The organism is Mesorhizobium sp. M0217 (assembly GCF_040321955.1).
Lineage (GTDB): Bacteria > Pseudomonadota > Alphaproteobacteria > Rhizobiales > Rhizobiaceae > Mesorhizobium.
Map to the genome: position 1 here is coordinate 1 of NZ_JAMYSN010000039.1, position 18059 is coordinate 18059.

The window sequence follows — 18059 nt, forward strand, 5'->3', positions numbered from 1 at the left end:
GTGGATCCCCACCAAACCACGGGGGCCCCGCTACCCCCGGGGGGGCCCCTCCGCCCCCCCCCACCCCCCCCCGCGGGGGGGGGGGGCCCCCCCCCCCCCGGGGGGGGGGGGGGGCGCGCCAGCGCCGGCGCTTTGTCACCACCCCCACCCCGGCTCACCAGCTTTGCGATGCAAAGCTTGTTCGCCGACCCTCCCCACAAGGGGGAGGGTGAAGCGCCCTGATGGCCACGCCCCACGCCTCAACCCCAAAATCCGATTTCCCCTGGTGGCTTGCCGCCGCGATCGCGCTCGCCGTCGTCGCTGCGCTCTCCATTGCCGCCAGCGATCTCTACGCCCAGGTTTTTGCCACCGTCGCCAAAGGCATCGGCATCACCATTCTTGTCACCGTGGTCGCCTTCGCGCTGGCTTCCGCCGTCGGGCTCGGCATTGCGCTGATGGGGCTGTCGGGGTCGCGTTGGCTCAGGCAGATCGCTCGTTTCTATGTCGAGATCATCCGCGGCGTGCCGATCCTGGTGCTGTTGTTCTGGATCGCCTTCGCCGGCGCGCCGGCCTTCGTGGCTGCGTGGAATGCGCTGACCGCGCCGCTGCAAAACGCCGGCTATCTCGGCGAGCTTTTGGTGCGCGACGTGTCGCTGTTGTGGCGTGCAATCATGGCGCTGACCATCGGTTATTCCGCCTTCATCTCCGAGGTCTTCCGCGCCGGCATCCAGTCGGTCGAGAAAGGCCAGATCGAGGCTGCCAAGGCGCTCGGGCTGACGCGCACGCAGCGCTTCCGGCTGATCGTCTTCCCACAGGCGATCCGCACCATCCTGCCGCCGCTCGGCAATGACTTCGTCGCCATGGTCAAGGATTCCTCGCTGGTCTCGGTGCTCGGCGTCGCCGACATCACGCAGATGGGCAAGATCTACGCCGCCGGCTCGTTCCGCTTCTTCGAGACCTATTCGATCGTCGCCTATATCTATCTCATCCTCACCGTCAGCCTGTCGCTGGCGCTGCGGGGGCTGGAGCAACGACTGCGGCGGGCGCAGCAGGAATAGAAGTCCGACGCGGGCACGGCTACGATCGCGGAGGACAGGATTCCGGAGGATGCAGGCGATGACGATCGACAAGGCCAATGCGGCGCTGGGTACCGTCTATTCGGCCGACACGCCGGAAGGGCTGGCCAAGGCCTATGCAGACTGGGCCGCGACCTATGACGGCGAGACCGCTTCGCTCGGCTATCTGCTGCCGTTCCTGATCACCGCCTGGGTGGCGCGCCATGTGAAGGTGGGTGAAGGCCCGCTGCTCGACGCCGGCTGCGGCACCGGCCTGTCAGGCCCGTCATTGAAGGCGCTGGGTTATCACGACATTGCCGGCCTCGACCTCTCCGACGACATGCTGAAGATCGCCGGCAGCCGCAATGCCTATGGCGATCTGAAGCAGGCCATGCTCGGCGGGCCGCTACCCTGGCCGGACGGGCATTTCCGCGCCTTCTTCTCGACTGGCGTGTTCACCATCGGCCATGCGCCGGCGTCCGGCCTGCACGAGCTTGTCCGCATCACCAGGAAAGGCGGCCACGCCATCTTCACCGTGCGCGACCAGGTTTTCGAAAGCGGCGGCTTCCAGGACGTGTTCGACGGGCTGGAACGGGCCGGGAAATGGCAGCCGGTCGAGCAAAGCCCATGGTTCCGCTGCTATGCGATCGCCGAGCCGGATGCGTTGGTAAAGACTTTTGTGTTCGAGGTGCTTTGAGCGCCGCCCTCTTCGCCTTCTCTCACAAGGGGAGAAGCGAAAACACGCCGCAATTGCCGAAAACCGAAAACATTGGTATGAGCCACGCCATGGAAGAGCTTTTTGGCGATCCGGCCTATAAGGGTTTCGTGCTGCAGGACCGAAAACGCCTGCCGTCGCGTTTCTCTTCGCGCATTTCCGGCGCGCTCACCAGCCGACTTAGCTAAGCCGCTTTCGCCGGGCCGAAGGCTTCGGCGCGTCTGCCCTTCCCCTTTTTGCAAATCGACGGATTTACGCACATGAGCGCACCGCGCACCCTCTACGACAAGATTTTCGACGACCATGTCGTCGATCGCCAGGATGATGGCACCTGTCTGCTCTACATCGACCGCCATCTCGTCCATGAAGTGACCAGCCCGCAGGCCTTCGAAGGTCTGCGCATGACCGGCAGAAAAGTCCGGCATCCGGAAAAGACGCTGGCCGTGGTCGATCACAATGTCTCGACCTCGCCCGAGCGCAAATTCGGCATCAAGAACGAGGAAAGCCGCATCCAGGTCGAGGCCTTGGCCAAGAACGCTAGGGATTTCGGCGTCGAATATTACTCCGAAAACGATATCCGCCAAGGCATCGTCCACATCATCGGGCCGGAGCAGGGCTTCACGCTGCCTGGCATGACGATCGTCTGCGGCGACAGCCACACCTCGACGCATGGCGCCTTCGGCGCACTGGCGCATGGCATCGGCACCTCCGAGGTCGAGCATGTGCTGGCGACGCAGACGCTGATCCAGCGCAAGGCCAAGAACATGCTGGTGCGTGTCGATGGCCAGTTGCCGGAAGGCGTCACCGCCAAGGACATTATCCTCGCCATCATCGGCGAGATCGGCACCGCCGGCGGCACCGGCTATGTCATCGAATATGCCGGTGAGGCGATCCGCGCGCTGTCGATGGAAGGCCGCATGACGATCTGCAACATGTCGATCGAGGGCGGCGCGCGCGCCGGCCTGATCGCGGCCGACGAAACCACCTTCGCCTATGTCAAGGGCAAGCCGCGCGCGCCGAAGGGCGCGTCGTGGGACGCCGCGCTCGAATACTGGAAGACGCTGCAGTCCGACGAGGGCGCGCATTTCGACAAGGTGATCGTGCTCGACGCGGCCAAGCTGCCGCCGATCGTCTCCTGGGGTTCCTCGCCCGAGGACGTCGTTTCGGTGCAGGGCGTCGTTCCCAATCCGGAAGAGATCACGGACGAGAACAAGCGGACGTCAAAGATCCGCGCGCTCGACTATATGGGGCTGACGCCGGGCACGAAGATCACCGACATCACGCTCGACCGCGTCTTCATCGGCTCCTGCACCAATGGCCGCATCGAGGATCTGCGTGCGGTGGCCAAGGTGGTCGAAGGCAAGACGGTGAGTGCGCATGTCGATGCGATGATCGTGCCGGGCTCCGGTCTGGTCAAGGAACAGGCGGAGGCCGAGGGTCTCGACAAGATCTTCATTGCCGCCGGTTTCGACTGGCGCGAGCCGGGCTGCTCGATGTGCCTGGCCATGAACGACGACCGGCTGAAGCCGCATGAGCGCTGCGCCTCGACCTCGAACCGCAATTTCGAGGGCCGGCAAGGCTTCAAGGGCCGCACCCATCTGGTGTCGCCGGCGATGGCGGCGGCGGCGGCGATCGCCGGCCATTTCGTCGACATCCGCGACTGGAAATAGCGCAGACTGTTTCAAGCCTGATCTGAGCGTATGCAAAACCCCGAACGGCAAACCGTTCGGGGTTTTGTTTAAAGCGCGCCGCTCTAAGACCCTTGGGGTATATGCCCTAGCCGGCACGCCGGATGATTTCATGAAATTCCTCCCGGCTGCCGGGTTCGTCGGCCGCGACCACCAGCGCCAGTTCGCGCTCGTCGAAGATCTTGAACCACTCGTCCCATTCGACCAGCTCGTAGCCGCCTGCGTTGACCGGGCGTTCAGGCTGATCCTGGTCCTGATAGGCGTGCTGGCCGAAGACGAGCCTCAGCAACGGCTGCGTTCCGGTTTCGGGCGATACATCGACAATCGCCGGAAATCCGGCGCGCCCTGCGGCCCATGAGCGAATTGCTTCGTGATCGGTCAGCGTGATCGTGTCGGCCATGAACAACTTCTCCTTGATTGCTGTCAGGAAACGCCGGCCTCAGGTCCCGGTTCCGTGCACCAGCTTCATGAGTGGCGAGTTGTATATTCGTCCCGGCTTAACCGCTTGTTGGGGCTTGCGCTCTAAGGTCTTCCCGGACGTCAAGCGGGGAAGTCACCGTCCTTTGGACACCGGCCTGTTCATAGCGCTGCTCAATCCGACGATCGCGCTGGCGCTCGGCGCGGCGTTCCTCGTGCTGTGGTTCTACCAGCGCCACCGGCCCTATCTGGCTGTGCTCGGCACGAGCTATTGCGTGTCCGCGCCCGGCTTCCTGCTGCAGTATTTCACGCTGCCCGGCGGCATGGTGCTGACCAAGCTGGTCTCCAACCTCTGCTTCACGCTCGCCGCTTGCTGCCTCGTCGGTGCGATCATCTCGCGCTACGGCAGGCGCGTGCCCTATATCGCGATCGGCATTCTGGCGGGTGGCGGGATGGTCGCATTCTGCTGGTTCCTGTTCGTCCAGCCGGACTTAACTTGGCGCATCCTGTCGATCAATTTCGGCTTTGGCGGCCTCAGCCTGCTGGTCGCCGCCGAGCTGCGCGCCGTGCGCAAGAACGGCCCGACGGAAAAAATCCTGTTCGTACTGTCGCTGCTGTCCGGGCTGAACTTCATCGGCCGCACGCTGCTCGTCGTCATCTCGCACGGGCCGTTCACCAGCTATGACGGGTTTTATGGCTCGTCCTACTGGACGACGGCGCTTTTGACGCACGCGCTGCTGTCGTTGCTGATCGCGCTCTGCCTGTTCTCGGCATCTGCGCTCGACGTGATGAAGGCGCTGAAGACCGAGACGCACACCGATCCGCTGTCTGGCCTGCTCAACCGCAGGGGTTTCGAGGAGCGCGCCTTGCTGGTGCTGCAGCATTGCGCTGTTACCAAGGTGCCGGTCGCGCTGGTGCTGGCCGATCTCGATCACTTCAAGGCGCTCAACGACAAATACGGACATGCCGCGGGCGACCAGGTGATCGCCGACTTCGCCGCCAAGCTTCGCGCGGCCGCCGGCACGCGTGCGGTTGCCGGCCGCATCGGCGGCGAGGAGTTCGCTGTGCTTCTGTCGCTGAGCGATCTTGCCACGGCGCGGCTGTTTGCCGAAGCCGTGCGCACGCACTATTCGGCCGGCAGTGTCGACGGGTTGCCGCCGGGCACCAGGGTGACCGCGAGCTTCGGCGTCGCGGCGCGCACCGGCGACGAAGGGCTGGAGCCGCTGATGCGGCGCGCCGACGAAGCGCTCTACAAGGCCAAGAAGAACGGCCGCGACAGTGTGCGATTGTCCTATGAGCGGGCGGAAACGGTGTTCATCCCGGATACAGGCAGCGTCGGTTAGCGTCTCGCTTAAACGGCCTCTCGGCCGTGCCGGATCATCAGCGGCAAGGGCTGAGGTTGGGCATTTCGCCATCGGAGAGGCCGTACATATAGGAGCGGCCCTTCACGAACACCGGCGGCTGGTAGCAGCCACGCCTGGAGATGTGATCCGCCTCGTCTTCATAAAGGACTTCCGGTTCCGCTTCCGGCTGCCCGGCGCTGGTGTAGTCGGACAATTTCTTGGCCAGCCTGCCTTGGCCGACAATGATGCGCTTGTAGCCGGCGGCGCTGTCGATGACGAGATTGCCCAGGGAATCGGCATAGACGCGGTCATGATGGCGCGACCAGGCCATTGCCGGGGCGGCGAAGCCGAGACTGGCTGTCGCCAGCACAAGCGCCGCAAGGCGCGCTCTTCCTGAATTCGAAAGCATGGTGTCCTCTCTGCTGTGGACCCGATCGAATCGGAAATTAACCTGTTCTTAACCTTTGTTAAGAGGGCAGGCGCATCCGGCGGCGATCTCTCGCCAAACATGGTTAATATCCGACGGGATGGAAACCCGGGCGTCATCATTCGGCCATGCTTGCCCGCACCATCGGCCGCGACGCACACAACTACGCTGACGTGGGGTGAGCTTGATCTTGGTGGAACATCGCGGCTAGTTAGCCGCGCAGGAGGACAGCATATGGCGTTACGCCGCACGTTTCGGGTGACGCTGTTGTCGATCCCCTTGCTGACTGCCGCAGCCTGCGTGCCGCAGAACGGCGCGCCGACGGCGGTGAATACCGTACCACCCACTGTCGCGCCCGTGCCGGCTCAGCAGTCCGCCGCACCTGTGGCGCCCCCGGCTTCCGCAACGGCTCCGACAGCGCCTGCCGCACCTTCAGCCAAGATCGTCACCGACCTTACCGCGCCGCGGTCTGCTGTCGGCACGGCAACTTACAGATGCGGCAATGGCGGCATGATCACCATCCAGAACCTCGGCACGGCGTTGCGCGTTGTCAGGCCCGATGGCACGACCGAGGAGTTTGCCGCATCACCCGCCAACCAGTCCAGCCGCTACCAGGAAGCCGCGTCGCATGACGCAATCGTGATCGACGCGCGCGAGGCGCTGGTGATGAAGAGGGGCTCGACACCACAGACCTGCAAACGATAGCCTGGCGTCGATTGCAAAGGAAATGCCGCACTGCAGCGAACGGTGCGCCGGCTTTCGACGGTGGCCAAATCGATTGAAGCGAAACAGCAGCCTTTTGTCAGACTAAATGACGTTTTCAAAACGATTTTCCGGCTTTGACGCGGTGCAAAAAGAGCATTAGAAACCGGCTGTCTGAAGTCATATATCGAGGCGGTAAGTGCCGCTTTCCACCGCGGCTCCGGACATCGAACTGGGGCAGCCATGAGCAAATCACCAGCCACCCGAACCGCCAGACGTGAACGGCCGCTCTCGCCGCACCTGACGATTTACCGCCCACCGATCACCATGACGATGTCGATCATTCACCGCATCACTGGCGGGGCGCTGTATTTCGGCACGCTGCTGGTCGCCGCGTGGCTGATGGCGGCGGCGAGTTCGCAAGGCGCTTTCGATTGGATCAACTGGGCCTTCGGCACCTGGCTCGGCCGGCTCATCCTGTTCGGCTACACCTGGGCGCTGATGCACCACATGCTGGGCGGCGTGCGCCATCTCGTCTGGGACACCGGCGCCGGGCTGGAGAAACACACGGCATCGAAGATCGCCTGGGCGACGCTCGCCGGTTCCATCCTGCTCACGCTGCTGATCTGGGTCGCCGGCTACATGGCGCGGGGAACCTTGTGATGAGCGGCACGAACAACAACGATATGCGCACGCCGCTGGCCAAGGTCCGCGGTCTGGGCTCGGCCCGCGAAGGCACCGGGCATTTCTGGCGACAGCGGCTGACGGCCATTGCCAACATCCCGCTGATACTGTTCTTCGTCGGGTTCCTGATCGCGCTCAATGGCGCCGGCTTCGCCGAGGTGCGGGCGGCGCTCGCCAGTCCGTTCGTGGCGCTGGTGTTGGCGCTGGTGCTCGTTTCCGGTCTCACCCATATGCGTGTCGGCATGCAGGTCATTATCGAGGATTACGTGCATGCCGAAGGCATGAAGCTGGCGCTGATCGCACTCAGCACGTTTTTCACCATAGCGGTCGGCGTCGCCTCGATCTTCGCCCTGCTCAAACTGGCATTCGGAGGCTGATTTGGCCAAGGACGCGAAATCGGCCACCGGCTATACCTTTGTCGACCACAAGTTCGACGTGGTGGTCGTCGGCGCCGGCGGCGCCGGCCTGCGCGCCACGCTCGGCATGGCCGAGCAGGGCCTGCGCACGGCCTGCATCACCAAAGTGTTCCCGACCCGCTCGCACACGGTGGCGGCACAAGGCGGCATTGCCGCGTCGCTGTCCAACATGGGTCCGGACTCCTGGCAGTGGCACATGTACGACACCGTCAAGGGTTCGGACTGGCTGGGCGACGTCGACGCCATGGAATATCTGGTGCGCGAGGCACCGGCGGCGGTCTACGAGCTCGAGCATTACGGCGTGCCGTTCTCGCGCACCGAAGAGGGCAAGATCTACCAGCGGCCGTTCGGCGGACACATGATGAATTATGGCGACGGCCCGCCGGTGCAGCGCACCTGTGCTGCCGCCGACCGCACCGGTCACGCCATCCTGCACACGCTCTACGGCCAGTCGCTGAAGAACAATGCACAGTTCTTCATCGAGTATTTTGCGCTCGACCTGATCATGGAACCGGACGGCACCTGCACCGGCGTCGTCGCCTGGAACCTCGACGACGGCACCATCCATCGCTTCTCCGCCAAGATGGTGGTGCTGGCGACCGGCGGATATGGCCGCGCCTATTTCTCGGCGACGTCGGCGCACACCTGTACAGGCGACGGCGGCGGCATGGCGGCACGGGCCGGCTTCCCGCTGCAGGATATGGAGTTCGTGCAGTTTCATCCGACCGGCATCTATGGCGCCGGCTGCCTGATCACCGAAGGCGCGCGCGGCGAGGGCGGCTATCTCGTCAATTCCGAGGGCGAGCGCTTCATGGAACGCTACGCGCCGTCGGCCAAGGACCTGGCCTCGCGCGACGTCGTCTCGCGTTGCATGACGCTGGAGATCCGCGAAGGCCGCGGGGTCGGCAAGAACAAGGACCATATTTTCCTGCATCTCGATCATCTCGATCCGGCCGTGCTGCATGAGCGGCTGCCGGGCATTTCGGAATCGGCCAGGATTTTCGCCGGCGTCGACCTGACCAAGGAGCCGATCCCGGTGCTGCCGACGGTGCACTACAATATGGGCGGCGTGCCGACCAATTACTGGGGCGAGGTGCTGAACCCGACGGTCGAGAATCCTGACCGGGTGTCACCCGGGCTGATGGCGGTCGGCGAGGCCGGCTGTGCCTCCGTGCACGGCGCCAACCGGCTGGGCTCGAACTCGTTGATCGATCTGGTGGTGTTCGGCCGCGCCGCCGCAATCCGCGCCGGCCAGGTCATCGACCGTAATTCGGCGATCCCTTCGCCCAACGAAGCCTCGGTCGAAAAGATCATGGATCGCTTCGACCGGCTGCGCCACGCCAATGGGTCGACGCCAACCGCCGTTCTGCGTGAGAAAATGCAGAAGGCGATGCAGGAAGACGCGGCCGTGTTCCGCACACAGGAGTCACTCGAAAACGGCTGCAAGCGCATTTCGCAGATATGGACCGAGCTCAAGGACCTGAAAGTCTCCGACCGTTCGATGATCTGGAATTCCGATCTGGTCGAGACGCTGGAGCTGGAAAATCTGATGGCCAACGCCATCACCACGGTCTACGGCGCCGAGGCGCGCAAGGAGAGCCGCGGCGCGCATGCGCGCGAAGATTTCTCGGCCCGCGACGACACTATCTGGCGCAAGCATACGCTGGCCCGGCTAAGCGAGGACGGCCAGGTGAGCCTCAGCTATCGTCCGGTGCACACCGAACCGTTGGTGGCGGAAAAGGACGGCGGCATCAGCCTCGCCAAGATCGCGCCCAAGGCCAGGGTGTACTGACCATGGTGCCGAAGCTCGTCATCCGAAAGGACCTGAGGTAATGGTCGAACTCACGCTTCCCAAGAACTCCAAGGTGCAGCCGGGCAAGACCTGGCCGAAGCCGGAGGGCGCCACCAACCTGCGGGAATACCGCATCTACCGCTGGTCGCCCGACGATGACGAGAACCCGCGCATCGACACCTATTTCGTCGACATGGACGATTGTGGGCCGATGGTGCTCGATGCGCTGCTCTGGATCAAGAACAAGATCGATCCGACGCTTGCCTTGCGCCGCTCATGCCGCGAAGGCATTTGCGGCTCCTGCGCCATGAACATCGATGGCTCCAACACGCTGGCCTGCACCAAGGGCTGCGACGACATTTCCGGCGCCGTCAAGGTCTACCCGCTGCCGCATATGCAGGTGGTCAAGGATCTGGTGCCCGACCTCACCAATTTCTACGCCCAGCACGCCTCGATCCAGCCATGGCTGAAGACAGTGTCGCCAGAGCCGGCCAAGGAATGGCTGCAGAGCCATGAGGATCGCGAAAAGCTCGACGGGCTCTACGAGTGCATCCTGTGCGCCTGCTGCTCGACCTCGTGCCCGAGCTATTGGTGGAACGGCGACCGCTATCTCGGCCCGGCGACGTTGCTGCAGGCCTATCGCTGGCTGATCGACAGCCGCGACGAAGCCACGGGCGAACGGCTCGACGATCTCGAAGACCCGTTCCGGCTCTACCGCTGCCACACCATCATGAACTGCGCCCAGACCTGCCCGAAGGGGCTCAACCCGGCCAAGGCGATTGCCGAGATCAAGAAGATGATGGTGGAGCGGCGGGTTTAGTTGAGGCGAGTTCGCTCGCGGCAATCTCGAACGCGGCAATCCTTCGCGCGCCCCTCTGTCCTGCCGGACATCTCCCCCACGGGTGGGGAGATTGGCCGTCATCGCGGCTTTCGCCAATCTCCAAGGTTGAAGGATGGCGCGCTGTCGGCGAAGCTGCCGATCTCCCCCCGCGTGGGGAGATATCCGGTAGGACAGAGAGGTGGGCGCTGTCTCGCCGGCGCTAGAAAGGATACTCAACCCAATGAGCGAAGAGCTTCCGATCCTTAATCCGGTCGAAGTCCGTGTGCTCGGCTGCCTGATCGAGAAGAAGGAGCTGACGCCGGATGTCTATCCGCTGACGCTGAATGCAGCACTTGCAGCCGCCAACCAGAAGACGGCGCGCGAGCCTGTGATGGCGCTCGAGCCGACAGAGGTGCATCGGACGCTGAAGCTGCTCGAGCAGAAGGGGCTGGTGCGTCAGATGTTCGGCTCGCGCGTCGAGCGCTATGAGCATCAGATGGCGCAGCGCTTCTCGCTGACGAGGCCGCAGACTGCGGTGATCGGCCTGCTTTTGCTGCGCGGGCCGCAGACGGCGCATGAGTTGCTGGCGCGAGCTGAGCGCATGGCGCGGTTTTCGTCGATCGAAGACCTGCGCGCTGAACTCGACATGCTGATCGGCCGCCGACCGCCGCTGATCCAGGAAATACCGCGCGGGCCAGGCCAGCGCGAGGACCGCTACGTGCATCTGCTCGCAGGACCGGTGGACGTCGCGGCGTTATCGGTGCAGCGGAGCGCGCCGGCCTTGCCTGCTTCCGACCTGGAAGCGAGATTGGAGGCTCTGGAGCAGGAAGTCGTAGCCCTTCGCGCCCGGCTTGATGCGCTGGGCGCCCAATAGTATCCGAGACGTCGGCGGGACAGCACCCCCTCTGGCCTGCCGGCCATCTCCCCCTCAAGTGGGGAGATCAGATGTCACGCCGGCCTTCGCCAATTACGAACGTCGAAAGAAGAGTGCCAGCTACCGAGCTTCCAATTTCCCCGGGAGATGCCCGGCAGGGCAGAGGGGGGCGCGAAGAATCGCTACCCCGGGCAAAATCGGCGGATCACCCCAGTTTCGCGTCGAGCGACACTTTGATGGCGCCGAGCGCCTTCGAAACCGGGCATTCGGCCTTGGCCTTCTCGGCCAATTCCTTGAACTTCGCCGCATCGATGCCCGGTACCTTGCCGATCAGGGTGATGGCGCTGCCGGTGATGCCGGTGCCGGGGACCAGCGTCACCACCGCCTTGGCGTCGAGCTCGGTGGCGGGCGTGCCGTTCTCGGCCAGGAAATGCGACAGCTGCATGGCGTAGCATCCGGCGTGTGCCGCCGCGATCAACTCTTCGGGATTGGTGCCGGATTTGCCGCTCTCGTCCTCGAAGCGAGCCTTGAACGAATAGGGCGTGCCCTTCAAGGTGCCGCTCTGGCTGTCGAGCGTGCCCGTGCCCTCCTTCAGATTGCCTTTCCAGACGGCGTTTGCGGTACGGTCCATAGAATTCTCCTTGATTACAGCGACAGCGCCGGCCACGCGGCGTTCCCTCCAACTATAGCGCGGCGGCAGGGGAAGACCACCGCGCTGTTTCGGCCGGATGCGACGCCGGCGTGCCCTGCAAATTTTTCTGAAAAAATGTGCGTGCAAAAATGTCGACTTGCATCGGCGCCGGCCGTCCTGCGAGCGTCCACGGATTCTCGTGGCGGATGGAGATCCAAGATGAACAATCTGTTTTCTGCCCATTGGAACGACGCCGACAAAAGCGCGCGTCTACACGAGATCGAGTGCTCGCGACCTTCCGGCTTCGGCCGGCTGCTTGCTGCGGTCGCCGTGATCGGCATTGCGGTCTGCGTGCTCGACCACGCTGCTGCCGGCAAGGATGCCGCCGGCGCCGTGATCACCTATGGTTCGTCACAGCAACGGAGCTGGAAATGAAATATGTCTGTCTGGTCTACGGCGAGGAAAAGGACCTCCATGCCATGACGCCTGAGCGTCTGGCCAAGCTCGACGCCGATTCGATGGCCTATGACCGGTCATTGGACCAGCAAGGCAAGCTGATCATCGCGCAGGCGCTGCAATCGGTGAAGACGTCGAAGACGGTGCGGCGGCGCCAAGGCAAGCGGCTGATCACTGACGGTCCGTTTGCCGAAACCAAGGAGCAGTTGCTTGGTTTCGTCATGATCGAAGCCGACACTCTCGACAAGGCGCTGGAGATCGCCGGCAAAATTCCGCTGGCTGAAATCGGCACCGTCGAAGTCAGGGCGATCTACGACGTGCCGGGGTCATAGGCGGCGGCGACGTCATGCAGGCCGGCGGATCATATCCGCCGCCTTCTCGGCGATCATCACCACTGGCGAGGCGGTGTTGCCGGAGACGATGCGCGGCATGATCGACGCGTCGATGATCCGCAGCCCCTCGATACCGGTCACGCGCAGGTCCGGGCTGACGACGGCGCGGCCGTCGACACCCATCCTACAGGTGCCGACCGGGTGGAAGATGGTCGTCGCGATCGAGCCGATCTGGTGCAGCAGGTCCTCGTCCGACTGGTGGGCGAGACCAGGCAGGATTTCTTCCGGATGGAAGCCGGCAAGAGCCTTGGCGGTCATGATGCTGCGCGCCTGGCGCACCGAACGCAGCGCGATCTCGCGGTCGCGCGCCGTAGAGAGGTAGTTCAGCCGGATCTCCGGCTGCACGGCCAGCTCGCGCGTCGTAGCGTGCACCGAGCCGACGCTCTCGGGCCGCAGATTGCAGACCGACATGGTGATTGCCGGGAACGGGTGCAGCGGGTCGCCCAGCCGGTCGGTAGACAAGGGCTGGACGTGGTACTCCAGGTCCGGCGTCGCCATCGACGGATCGGATTTCGAGAACATGCCGAACTGGCTCGGCGCCATCGACATCGGTCCCGAGCGGCCAAAGGCATATTGCAGCGCGATCTTCGCCTTGCCGCTCAGGCTGTTGGCTAGCGTGTTGAGCGTCAGCGCCGACGACACTTTGTAGACAGTGCGGATCTGCAGATGGTCCTGAAGGTTCTCGCCGACATCGGGGCTGGCGTGAACCACATCGATGCCGAGCGCGGCGAGGCGATCCGGCTCGCCGACCCCGGAAAGCTCCAGCAGTTTCGGCGTGTTGATCGAGCCGGCGGTCAGCAGCACCTCGCTCCTGGCCTTTGCCTCGATGGTTTGGCCGCCGACGCGATAACAAACGCCGATAGCACGCTTGCCCTCGAACAACACCGTCTCGACATGCGCGTTGACGACCAGCCTGAGGTTCGGCCGCCGCAGCGCCGGGCGCAAGAATGCCTTGGCTGTGTTCCAGCGCACGCCCTTGCTCTGGTTGACTTCGAAGAAGCCGGACCCCTCATTGTCGCCGTCGTTAAAATCCTCGCGCGGCATGATGCCGAATTCCTTGGCCGCCTCCTGCACCGTGTTCAGGATCGGCCACGACAGGCGTTGCCGCGCCACTTTCCATTCGCCGCGGGAGCCATGCAGCTCGGTCTTGCCGCCATGATGGTCCTCGGATTTGAGGAAGTAGGGCAGCACATCGTCCCAGCCCCAGCCGACATTGCCCATCTGCCGCCAGCCATCGTAGTCCGCCGCCTGTCCCCGCATGTAGATCATGCCGTTGACCGAGGTGCAGCCGCCCAGCACCTTGCCGCGGGGATAGACCAGCGAGCGGCCGTTCAGGCCGGCTTCGGGGGCAGTCTTCATCATCCAGTCGGTGCGCGGATTGCCGATGCAATAGAGATAGCCGACCGGGATATGCACCCAGTGATAATTGTCGCTGCCGCCGGCCTCGAGCAGCAGCACGCGCGTCGCCGGGTTTTCGCTCAGGCGATTGGCCAGCACGCAGCCGGCGGTGCCTGCGCCGACGATGATGTAGTCGTAGTCGCCATCGAGCCGTTGGGTCATTGCGGTGGTTTACTCGGCGGTGTTCTACTCGGTTCTGCCGCCTGTTCGGCCCAGAACGATCGCAGCGTATCGGCAAGGCCGCAATAGGCGCGATAACGCCTGTTGTAATGGTCCTGCATGGCCGGGTTCGGACGATAGGCGGCGCTTGACCGGGTCATGGCGTCGACGCCGGCCTCATAGTCGGCGAACAGGCCGGCCGCGACCCCGGCGCCGATTGCCGCGCCAAGCGCGCCGGTCTCGCGCGCCTCAGGCACGGTGATCGGCACCCCAAGCCCGTCGGCGAAGATTTGCGGCCAGTGCTCGCTGCGCGAGCCGCCGCCGGATAGCACGGCTCTTTCGAAGCCGACGCCGGCTTTTTTCAAGACTTCGATGTGGCGCCGGTGCTCGAACATCACGCCCTCGAACAATGCGCGCAACAAATGGCCTTCCCCGTGCCAGCCGGCGAGGCCGTAGAAGCCGGCGCGAAACTCCGCCCCTTGCCCGGAGCCGTAGAGAAACGGGTGGAAAATCGGATCGTCCCAGGCCGGCGTCACCGCGCCGACAGCCGCGTTGCAGTGGCCGAACGGATCGTCATGATGGGCACCGCGCTCGACGAATTCGCGCACATACCATTCGAGATTGGCGGCCGATGTAGCGCTGGATTCGATATTGACGAAACGGCTGGGGCCGAAGCGCGCCACCATGAAAACATCTGGGTCGCCAACCGGCGTAGTGGAGAAGACCTGATTGACCGACCAGGTGCCGGCGATAACAGAGGCTTCGCCGGGGCGCACGACGCCCGCCCCCATGGCGCTGGCGACGACGTCGAAATAGCCTGCGATGACCGGCATGCCTTCCGCCAGTCCGGTCTCTTCAGCCGCTTGCGCGGTGACCGCGCCGGCGATGTCGGCGCTGTCGAGCAATCGAGGCAGTTTGGCCTGCGCATCCTCAATGCCGTAGAGCGCGAGAAGCTCGGAATCATAGACGCCTTCGGGCATGCGGACGAGGCCGCAGCCGGACATGTCGGAGACATCGCTGACACGCTCGCCCGTCAAGCGGAAAGTGATGAAATCCTTGCACAGCATCGCCGTGCCGGTTGCGGCATAAAGGTCGGGCGCATGCTGCTTGACCCAGGCCAGCAAGGTCGGCGTCTGCGCCGGCCACGGCTTTTGCAGGCAGATGGCGTGCAGTGCCTCGGCATTGCGCGACGCCAGGGACGCCGCCATGCCGGCGGCGCGGGTGTCGAGCGACTGGATGCCGATCAGCGGTTCGCCGGCACGGTCGACCAGATAAAGGCCGTTGCCATGGCCGGCGCAGCCGACGGCGGCGATCTCGCGGGCATCGATGCCGGCCTGCGCAATGCAGGCGCGTATGGCGTCGCGCGCAGCGGCCCACATGCCGCCGAGGTCGCGCTCGACATAGCCCGGCTGCGGCGTGTGCGAACGGCCGGCGACCGCATGCATGGCGAGCTGCCGTCCCGTATGATCGAACAGCACCGCCTTGATGATGGTGTTGCCGGCGTCGAGGCCGAGCAGATAGGCGGCTTGATCAGCCATTGTTGTAGATGTCCCAAGCCTCTTCGCCGCCGGCGTCGTTGTGGATCATCGCCATCAACGCACTCACTACCGCCTTCGGATTGGCATGCTGATAGATGTTGCGGCCATAGACCAGCCCCTTGGCGCCTTGTCTGAGCAGGGCTGACGATTTTGCCAGCACCGTCTTGAGATCGTCCTTGCCGCCGCCACGCACCAGCACCGGCACGCGTGCCGCCTCGACGACGGGGTGGAAATCTTCCGCGTGCTCGGTCGGGTCGGCCTTGATGATGTCGGCGCCCATTTCGGCGGCGAGCCGCACCAGCGTCACGATCTTTTCCGCATCGCCGTCGACCTGATAGCCGCCTCTGATATCGTTGGGCAGCATAACCAGCGGCTCGATCATCAAGGGCATGCCGTATCGCTGGCAGGCGGCGCGGACCTTGGCGATGTTTTCGACGCATTGGCGAAACAGTTCCGGCTCGTCGGGCAGCATGAACAGATTGACGACGACGCAGGCCGCATCCATCTCCAGCGCGCCGATGATCGGCTCGTCATAATTCTGCAGCATCGACCACATCACCCGGTGGCGCTGTGCATTGTAGGGGTTGCCCATGTCGATGCGCATGACCAGCGCCGGCTTGTCCTTGTCCGGCCGCGATTGCAGCAGATCGGCCTGGCCATAGGCGAGCTGCAGCGCATCGGGCCCTGCCGCGATCAGCGTGTCGATGACACGTGGCATGTCCTCCAGGCCGATGAGAAACCCCGGTTCATTGCAGACGCCGTGATCGAGCGCCACGTCGAGACAATTGCCGTTGGTGAACATCCGGTTCATCCGGGCTTTGGTGCTGACTTTCATGTTCTGCTCCTGGGATCGTGCGTTGGTCGAGCATCTCTTGCGAGACGCCGTGATAGGTGTCGAGTTCGGCGATGAGACTTTTTATCTCCTCGTCGCGGTACGGATCGCTCCAGCCGCGTTCGGCGGCCAGTACATCGGCGATGCGCTCGATTGATACCGTCGAGATGTCGCCGGCAATGGCAAGCGACGTGCGGCGCAAGACAACATCCGAGAGGCAGGTCACGAACTCATGCCGGGCGAGATAGACGATCTCGGCCGTCGTGGTTTCGGTCCTGTCGTCGAGCCTGATATCGTCGGGACGTCCGAGGCAGAACAGGATGATGTCGCGCGCGCCGCTGCCGTAGCGATCGACGAGATACGCGGCGCGGTCGGTACTGATCGCGAACTCACCGGCGAGATCGGCTGCCATCGATGCCGGATCTGCGGGGAAACCGAGGCCGCCGCCGATCGGCAGCGCCAGCGTGCCGCGAATGCGCTCGCGGCCAAGCTCGGCCAGCACTTCGTCGGCCGCCTGTTCGGCGAAGGCGCGGAAGGTCGTCCACTTGCCGCCGATCATGCAGAACTGCGGGATGCCGCCGGCTATGCGATGCACGGAATGGCCGCGCGATATCCTGCCGGTGAAGGCATGGTCGCTCTTCGGCAGCGGCCGGATGCCACTATAGGTGAAGACGACGTCGGCGGCACGGACCGGAATGGACGGGAATACCAACCGCGCCGCCGCCAATATGTAGTCGGTCTCGGCCGGTTCGCAGCGCACGCGCCCGGCTTCGCTGACGCGGATATCCGTCGAGCCGACCAGCACCTTGCCGAGATAGGGAAACATGATGCAGACGCGACCGTCGGCATTCTCGAAGAAAATCATGTGACCGCCGAGCGCACGGTGGAGCGGCTCGTTGTCGAGGATGAGGTGCGAGCCCTTGGTGCCCTCGACCAGGGGCGCCGCAGGCCTGTCGGAGGCGTCGAGCCGGGCGATCGCCGAATCCAGCCATGCGCCGGTCGCATTGACGATCGCCTTGGCGGTCACGGTGAAGCCTTCACCACCCACCGTATCGGTGAGCTCGAAGGAGGAGCCCGCGCGCGCAATCTCGGCGCGGTTCAGCGCGAGGCTGTCGGGCGCCAAGCGTGCGGTATCGAGCAGCAATTCGATGCCGAGCCGTTCGGGGTAGCTGATCCAGGCGTCGTAATAAGTGGCGGAAAAGCGCAGTTTGGGATCGAGCGCCGGCCATTGCGCGAAGGTCGCCCTGGCGCCACGGAAACTGTGGCGCGGCAGCACCCGGCGCTTGCGCGTCGTCCAGTCGTAGAGCGCGAGGCCTGCCTTGATCGCCAGCGCGCCGCGGCTGGAAGGCGTTTCCGAAAGCCCGAGAAAGCCTGCCGCGCCGTTCATCAGCCCGGAGAAGACGGAGCGGATCGGAATTGTCGTCGGCAGCGGCCGCACCATATGCGGCGCATTGGCCAGCAGCGCGTCGCGTTCGCGCAGCGATTCCTGCACCAGGCCGAACTCGCCATTCTCGAGATAGCGCAGGCCGCCATGGATCATGCGCGAAGGGGCGGCACTGCAGCCCGAACAGAAATCATTGCGTTCGACTAAGAGCACCCTCAGACCCTGCAGCGCCAGTTCGCGGAACACGCCGATGCCGTTGATGCCGCCGCCCATGACGACGACATCGAACGCGCCGTCGCGGCGGATCTGGTCGAGGATGACGGTTCTCTGATCAGGCATGGCTTTGCCGGGCAAGGT

The 18059-nt window shown here is 64.2% G+C and carries 20 protein-coding genes; 13 read left to right on the top strand and 7 right to left on the bottom strand.

What is annotated here, in order from left to right; translation table 11 throughout:
* Window positions 1–221 precede the first annotated feature (221 nt).
* From NKJ18_RS30750 to leuC, 4 genes are all read left to right on the top strand, one after another.
* Window positions 222–1037: an amino acid ABC transporter permease gene (locus NKJ18_RS30750; RefSeq protein ID WP_352748112.1), complete on the top strand. Its 816-nt coding sequence runs from the start codon at window positions 222–224 to the stop codon at window positions 1035–1037.
* Between the two features lie 58 nt (window positions 1038–1095).
* On the top strand, window positions 1096–1731 hold the full coding sequence (locus NKJ18_RS30755; protein WP_023710215.1) for a class I SAM-dependent DNA methyltransferase: 636 nt from the start codon (window positions 1096–1098) through the stop codon (window positions 1729–1731).
* A complete protein-coding gene (locus NKJ18_RS30760; RefSeq protein WP_032996200.1) occupies window positions 1728–1937 on the top strand; it encodes a hypothetical protein in 210 nt (69 codons plus the stop codon). Before NKJ18_RS30755 ends, NKJ18_RS30760 begins: the two co-directional genes overlap by 4 nt.
* Before the next feature lie 72 nt (window positions 1938–2009).
* Window positions 2010–3419: a 3-isopropylmalate dehydratase large subunit gene (gene leuC / locus NKJ18_RS30765; RefSeq protein ID WP_023670518.1), complete on the top strand. Its 1410-nt coding sequence runs from the start codon at window positions 2010–2012 to the stop codon at window positions 3417–3419.
* A 106-nt stretch (window positions 3420–3525) separates the two neighbouring features.
* Here leuC and NKJ18_RS30770 read toward each other — a convergent pair whose 3' ends face one another.
* The gene (locus NKJ18_RS30770; protein WP_023670517.1) at window positions 3526–3837 is read right to left on the bottom strand and encodes a hypothetical protein; all 312 of its coding nucleotides are present in this window, start codon (window positions 3835–3837) and stop codon (window positions 3526–3528) included.
* Between the two features lie 163 nt (window positions 3838–4000).
* Between NKJ18_RS30770 and NKJ18_RS30775 the strand changes: the two genes are divergently transcribed.
* A complete protein-coding gene (locus tag NKJ18_RS30775; RefSeq protein WP_352761288.1) occupies window positions 4001–5197 on the top strand; it encodes a GGDEF domain-containing protein in 1197 nt (398 codons plus the stop codon).
* Between the two features lie 37 nt (window positions 5198–5234).
* Here NKJ18_RS30775 and NKJ18_RS30780 read toward each other — a convergent pair whose 3' ends face one another.
* A complete protein-coding gene (locus NKJ18_RS30780) occupies window positions 5235–5606 on the bottom strand; it encodes a hypothetical protein (protein WP_023687709.1) in 372 nt (123 codons plus the stop codon).
* Between the two features lie 252 nt (window positions 5607–5858).
* Here NKJ18_RS30780 and NKJ18_RS30785 point away from each other — a divergent pair, with 252 nt between their 5' ends.
* From NKJ18_RS30785 to NKJ18_RS30810, 6 genes are all read left to right on the top strand, one after another.
* Entirely contained in the window at window positions 5859–6329 is a 471-nt protein-coding gene (locus NKJ18_RS30785; RefSeq protein ID WP_023709350.1) for a hypothetical protein, read from the top strand.
* A gap of 240 nt (window positions 6330–6569) precedes the next feature.
* Window positions 6570–6989, top strand: coding sequence for a succinate dehydrogenase, cytochrome b556 subunit (sdhC, locus tag NKJ18_RS30790; RefSeq protein WP_023683884.1), 420 nt, complete (start codon window positions 6570–6572; stop codon window positions 6987–6989).
* Window positions 6989–7387 carry a succinate dehydrogenase, hydrophobic membrane anchor protein gene (gene sdhD / locus NKJ18_RS30795; protein ID WP_023683885.1) on the top strand — a complete coding sequence of 133 codons (399 nt, stop codon included), beginning with the start codon at window positions 6989–6991 and terminating at the stop codon, window positions 7385–7387. The genes sdhC and sdhD overlap by 1 nt, the downstream gene beginning before the upstream one ends.
* 1 nt (window position 7388) lies before the next feature.
* Window positions 7389–9218, top strand: coding sequence for a succinate dehydrogenase flavoprotein subunit (sdhA, locus tag NKJ18_RS30800; RefSeq protein WP_352761290.1), 1830 nt, complete (start codon window positions 7389–7391; stop codon window positions 9216–9218).
* Between the two features lie 40 nt (window positions 9219–9258).
* Window positions 9259–10038: a succinate dehydrogenase iron-sulfur subunit gene (locus NKJ18_RS30805; protein ID WP_023670510.1), complete on the top strand. Its 780-nt coding sequence runs from the start codon at window positions 9259–9261 to the stop codon at window positions 10036–10038.
* A 241-nt stretch (window positions 10039–10279) separates the two neighbouring features.
* Window positions 10280–10912: a YceH family protein gene (locus tag NKJ18_RS30810; RefSeq protein ID WP_352761292.1), complete on the top strand. Its 633-nt coding sequence runs from the start codon at window positions 10280–10282 to the stop codon at window positions 10910–10912.
* A 205-nt stretch (window positions 10913–11117) separates the two neighbouring features.
* Here the strand turns inward: NKJ18_RS30810 and NKJ18_RS30815 are convergent, their stop codons facing one another.
* Window positions 11118–11543 carry an OsmC family protein gene (locus NKJ18_RS30815; RefSeq protein WP_023670508.1) on the bottom strand — a complete coding sequence of 142 codons (426 nt, stop codon included), beginning with the start codon at window positions 11541–11543 and terminating at the stop codon, window positions 11118–11120.
* Between the two features lie 219 nt (window positions 11544–11762).
* Here NKJ18_RS30815 and NKJ18_RS30820 point away from each other — a divergent pair, with 219 nt between their 5' ends.
* Window positions 11763–11978 carry a hypothetical protein gene (locus NKJ18_RS30820; RefSeq protein WP_352761294.1) on the top strand — a complete coding sequence of 72 codons (216 nt, stop codon included), beginning with the start codon at window positions 11763–11765 and terminating at the stop codon, window positions 11976–11978.
* A complete protein-coding gene (locus NKJ18_RS30825) occupies window positions 11975–12331 on the top strand; it encodes a YciI family protein (protein ID WP_023698373.1) in 357 nt (118 codons plus the stop codon). The genes NKJ18_RS30820 and NKJ18_RS30825 overlap by 4 nt, the downstream gene beginning before the upstream one ends.
* 12 nt (window positions 12332–12343) lie before the next feature.
* On the opposite strand, the gene NKJ18_RS30830 is transcribed toward NKJ18_RS30825, so the two are convergent.
* The 4 genes from NKJ18_RS30830 to NKJ18_RS30845 are packed head-to-tail and all read right to left on the bottom strand — an operon-like array spanning window position 12344 to window position 18041.
* Entirely contained in the window at window positions 12344–13951 is a 1608-nt protein-coding gene (locus NKJ18_RS30830; RefSeq protein ID WP_023747371.1) for a GMC family oxidoreductase, read from the bottom strand.
* On the bottom strand, window positions 13948–15486 hold the full coding sequence (locus NKJ18_RS30835) for an FGGY-family carbohydrate kinase (protein ID WP_352761296.1): 1539 nt from the start codon (window positions 15484–15486) through the stop codon (window positions 13948–13950). The genes NKJ18_RS30830 and NKJ18_RS30835 overlap by 4 nt, the downstream gene beginning before the upstream one ends.
* On the bottom strand, window positions 15479–16321 hold the full coding sequence (locus NKJ18_RS30840) for a class I fructose-bisphosphate aldolase (RefSeq protein WP_352761298.1): 843 nt from the start codon (window positions 16319–16321) through the stop codon (window positions 15479–15481). The genes NKJ18_RS30835 and NKJ18_RS30840 overlap by 8 nt, the downstream gene beginning before the upstream one ends.
* A complete protein-coding gene (locus NKJ18_RS30845) occupies window positions 16233–18041 on the bottom strand; it encodes a glycerol-3-phosphate dehydrogenase/oxidase (protein WP_352761300.1) in 1809 nt (602 codons plus the stop codon). The genes NKJ18_RS30840 and NKJ18_RS30845 overlap by 89 nt, the downstream gene beginning before the upstream one ends.
* Window positions 18042–18059: the final 18 nt, after the last annotated feature.

What these genes read in the sequence shown, in the direction of transcription:
- NKJ18_RS30750 (WP_352748112.1), top strand. Translation starts at nt 222, where the DNA reads ATGGCCACGCCCCACGCCTCAACCCCAAAATCCGATTTCCCCTGGTGG.
- NKJ18_RS30755 (WP_023710215.1), top strand. Translation starts at nt 1,096, where the DNA reads ATGACGATCGACAAGGCCAATGCGGCGCTGGGTACCGTCTATTCGGCC.
- leuC (WP_023670518.1), top strand. Translation starts at nt 2,010, where the DNA reads ATGAGCGCACCGCGCACCCTCTACGACAAGATTTTCGACGACCATGTC.
- NKJ18_RS30770 (WP_023670517.1), bottom strand. Translation starts at nt 3,837, where the DNA reads ATGGCCGACACGATCACGCTGACCGATCACGAAGCAATTCGCTCATGG.
- NKJ18_RS30780 (WP_023687709.1), bottom strand. Translation starts at nt 5,606, where the DNA reads ATGCTTTCGAATTCAGGAAGAGCGCGCCTTGCGGCGCTTGTGCTGGCG.
- NKJ18_RS30785 (WP_023709350.1), top strand. Translation starts at nt 5,859, where the DNA reads ATGGCGTTACGCCGCACGTTTCGGGTGACGCTGTTGTCGATCCCCTTG.
- sdhC (WP_023683884.1), top strand. Translation starts at nt 6,570, where the DNA reads ATGAGCAAATCACCAGCCACCCGAACCGCCAGACGTGAACGGCCGCTC.
- sdhD (WP_023683885.1), top strand. Translation starts at nt 6,989, where the DNA reads ATGAGCGGCACGAACAACAACGATATGCGCACGCCGCTGGCCAAGGTC.
- NKJ18_RS30805 (WP_023670510.1), top strand. Translation starts at nt 9,259, where the DNA reads ATGGTCGAACTCACGCTTCCCAAGAACTCCAAGGTGCAGCCGGGCAAG.
- NKJ18_RS30810 (WP_352761292.1), top strand. Translation starts at nt 10,280, where the DNA reads ATGAGCGAAGAGCTTCCGATCCTTAATCCGGTCGAAGTCCGTGTGCTC.
- NKJ18_RS30815 (WP_023670508.1), bottom strand. Translation starts at nt 11,543, where the DNA reads ATGGACCGTACCGCAAACGCCGTCTGGAAAGGCAATCTGAAGGAGGGC.
- NKJ18_RS30820 (WP_352761294.1), top strand. Translation starts at nt 11,763, where the DNA reads ATGAACAATCTGTTTTCTGCCCATTGGAACGACGCCGACAAAAGCGCG.
- NKJ18_RS30825 (WP_023698373.1), top strand. Translation starts at nt 11,975, where the DNA reads ATGAAATATGTCTGTCTGGTCTACGGCGAGGAAAAGGACCTCCATGCC.
- NKJ18_RS30830 (WP_023747371.1), bottom strand. Translation starts at nt 13,951, where the DNA reads ATGACCCAACGGCTCGATGGCGACTACGACTACATCATCGTCGGCGCA.
- NKJ18_RS30835 (WP_352761296.1), bottom strand. Translation starts at nt 15,486, where the DNA reads ATGGCTGATCAAGCCGCCTATCTGCTCGGCCTCGACGCCGGCAACACC.
- NKJ18_RS30840 (WP_352761298.1), bottom strand. Translation starts at nt 16,321, where the DNA reads ATGAAAGTCAGCACCAAAGCCCGGATGAACCGGATGTTCACCAACGGC.
- NKJ18_RS30845 (WP_352761300.1), bottom strand. Translation starts at nt 18,041, where the DNA reads ATGCCTGATCAGAGAACCGTCATCCTCGACCAGATCCGCCGCGACGGC.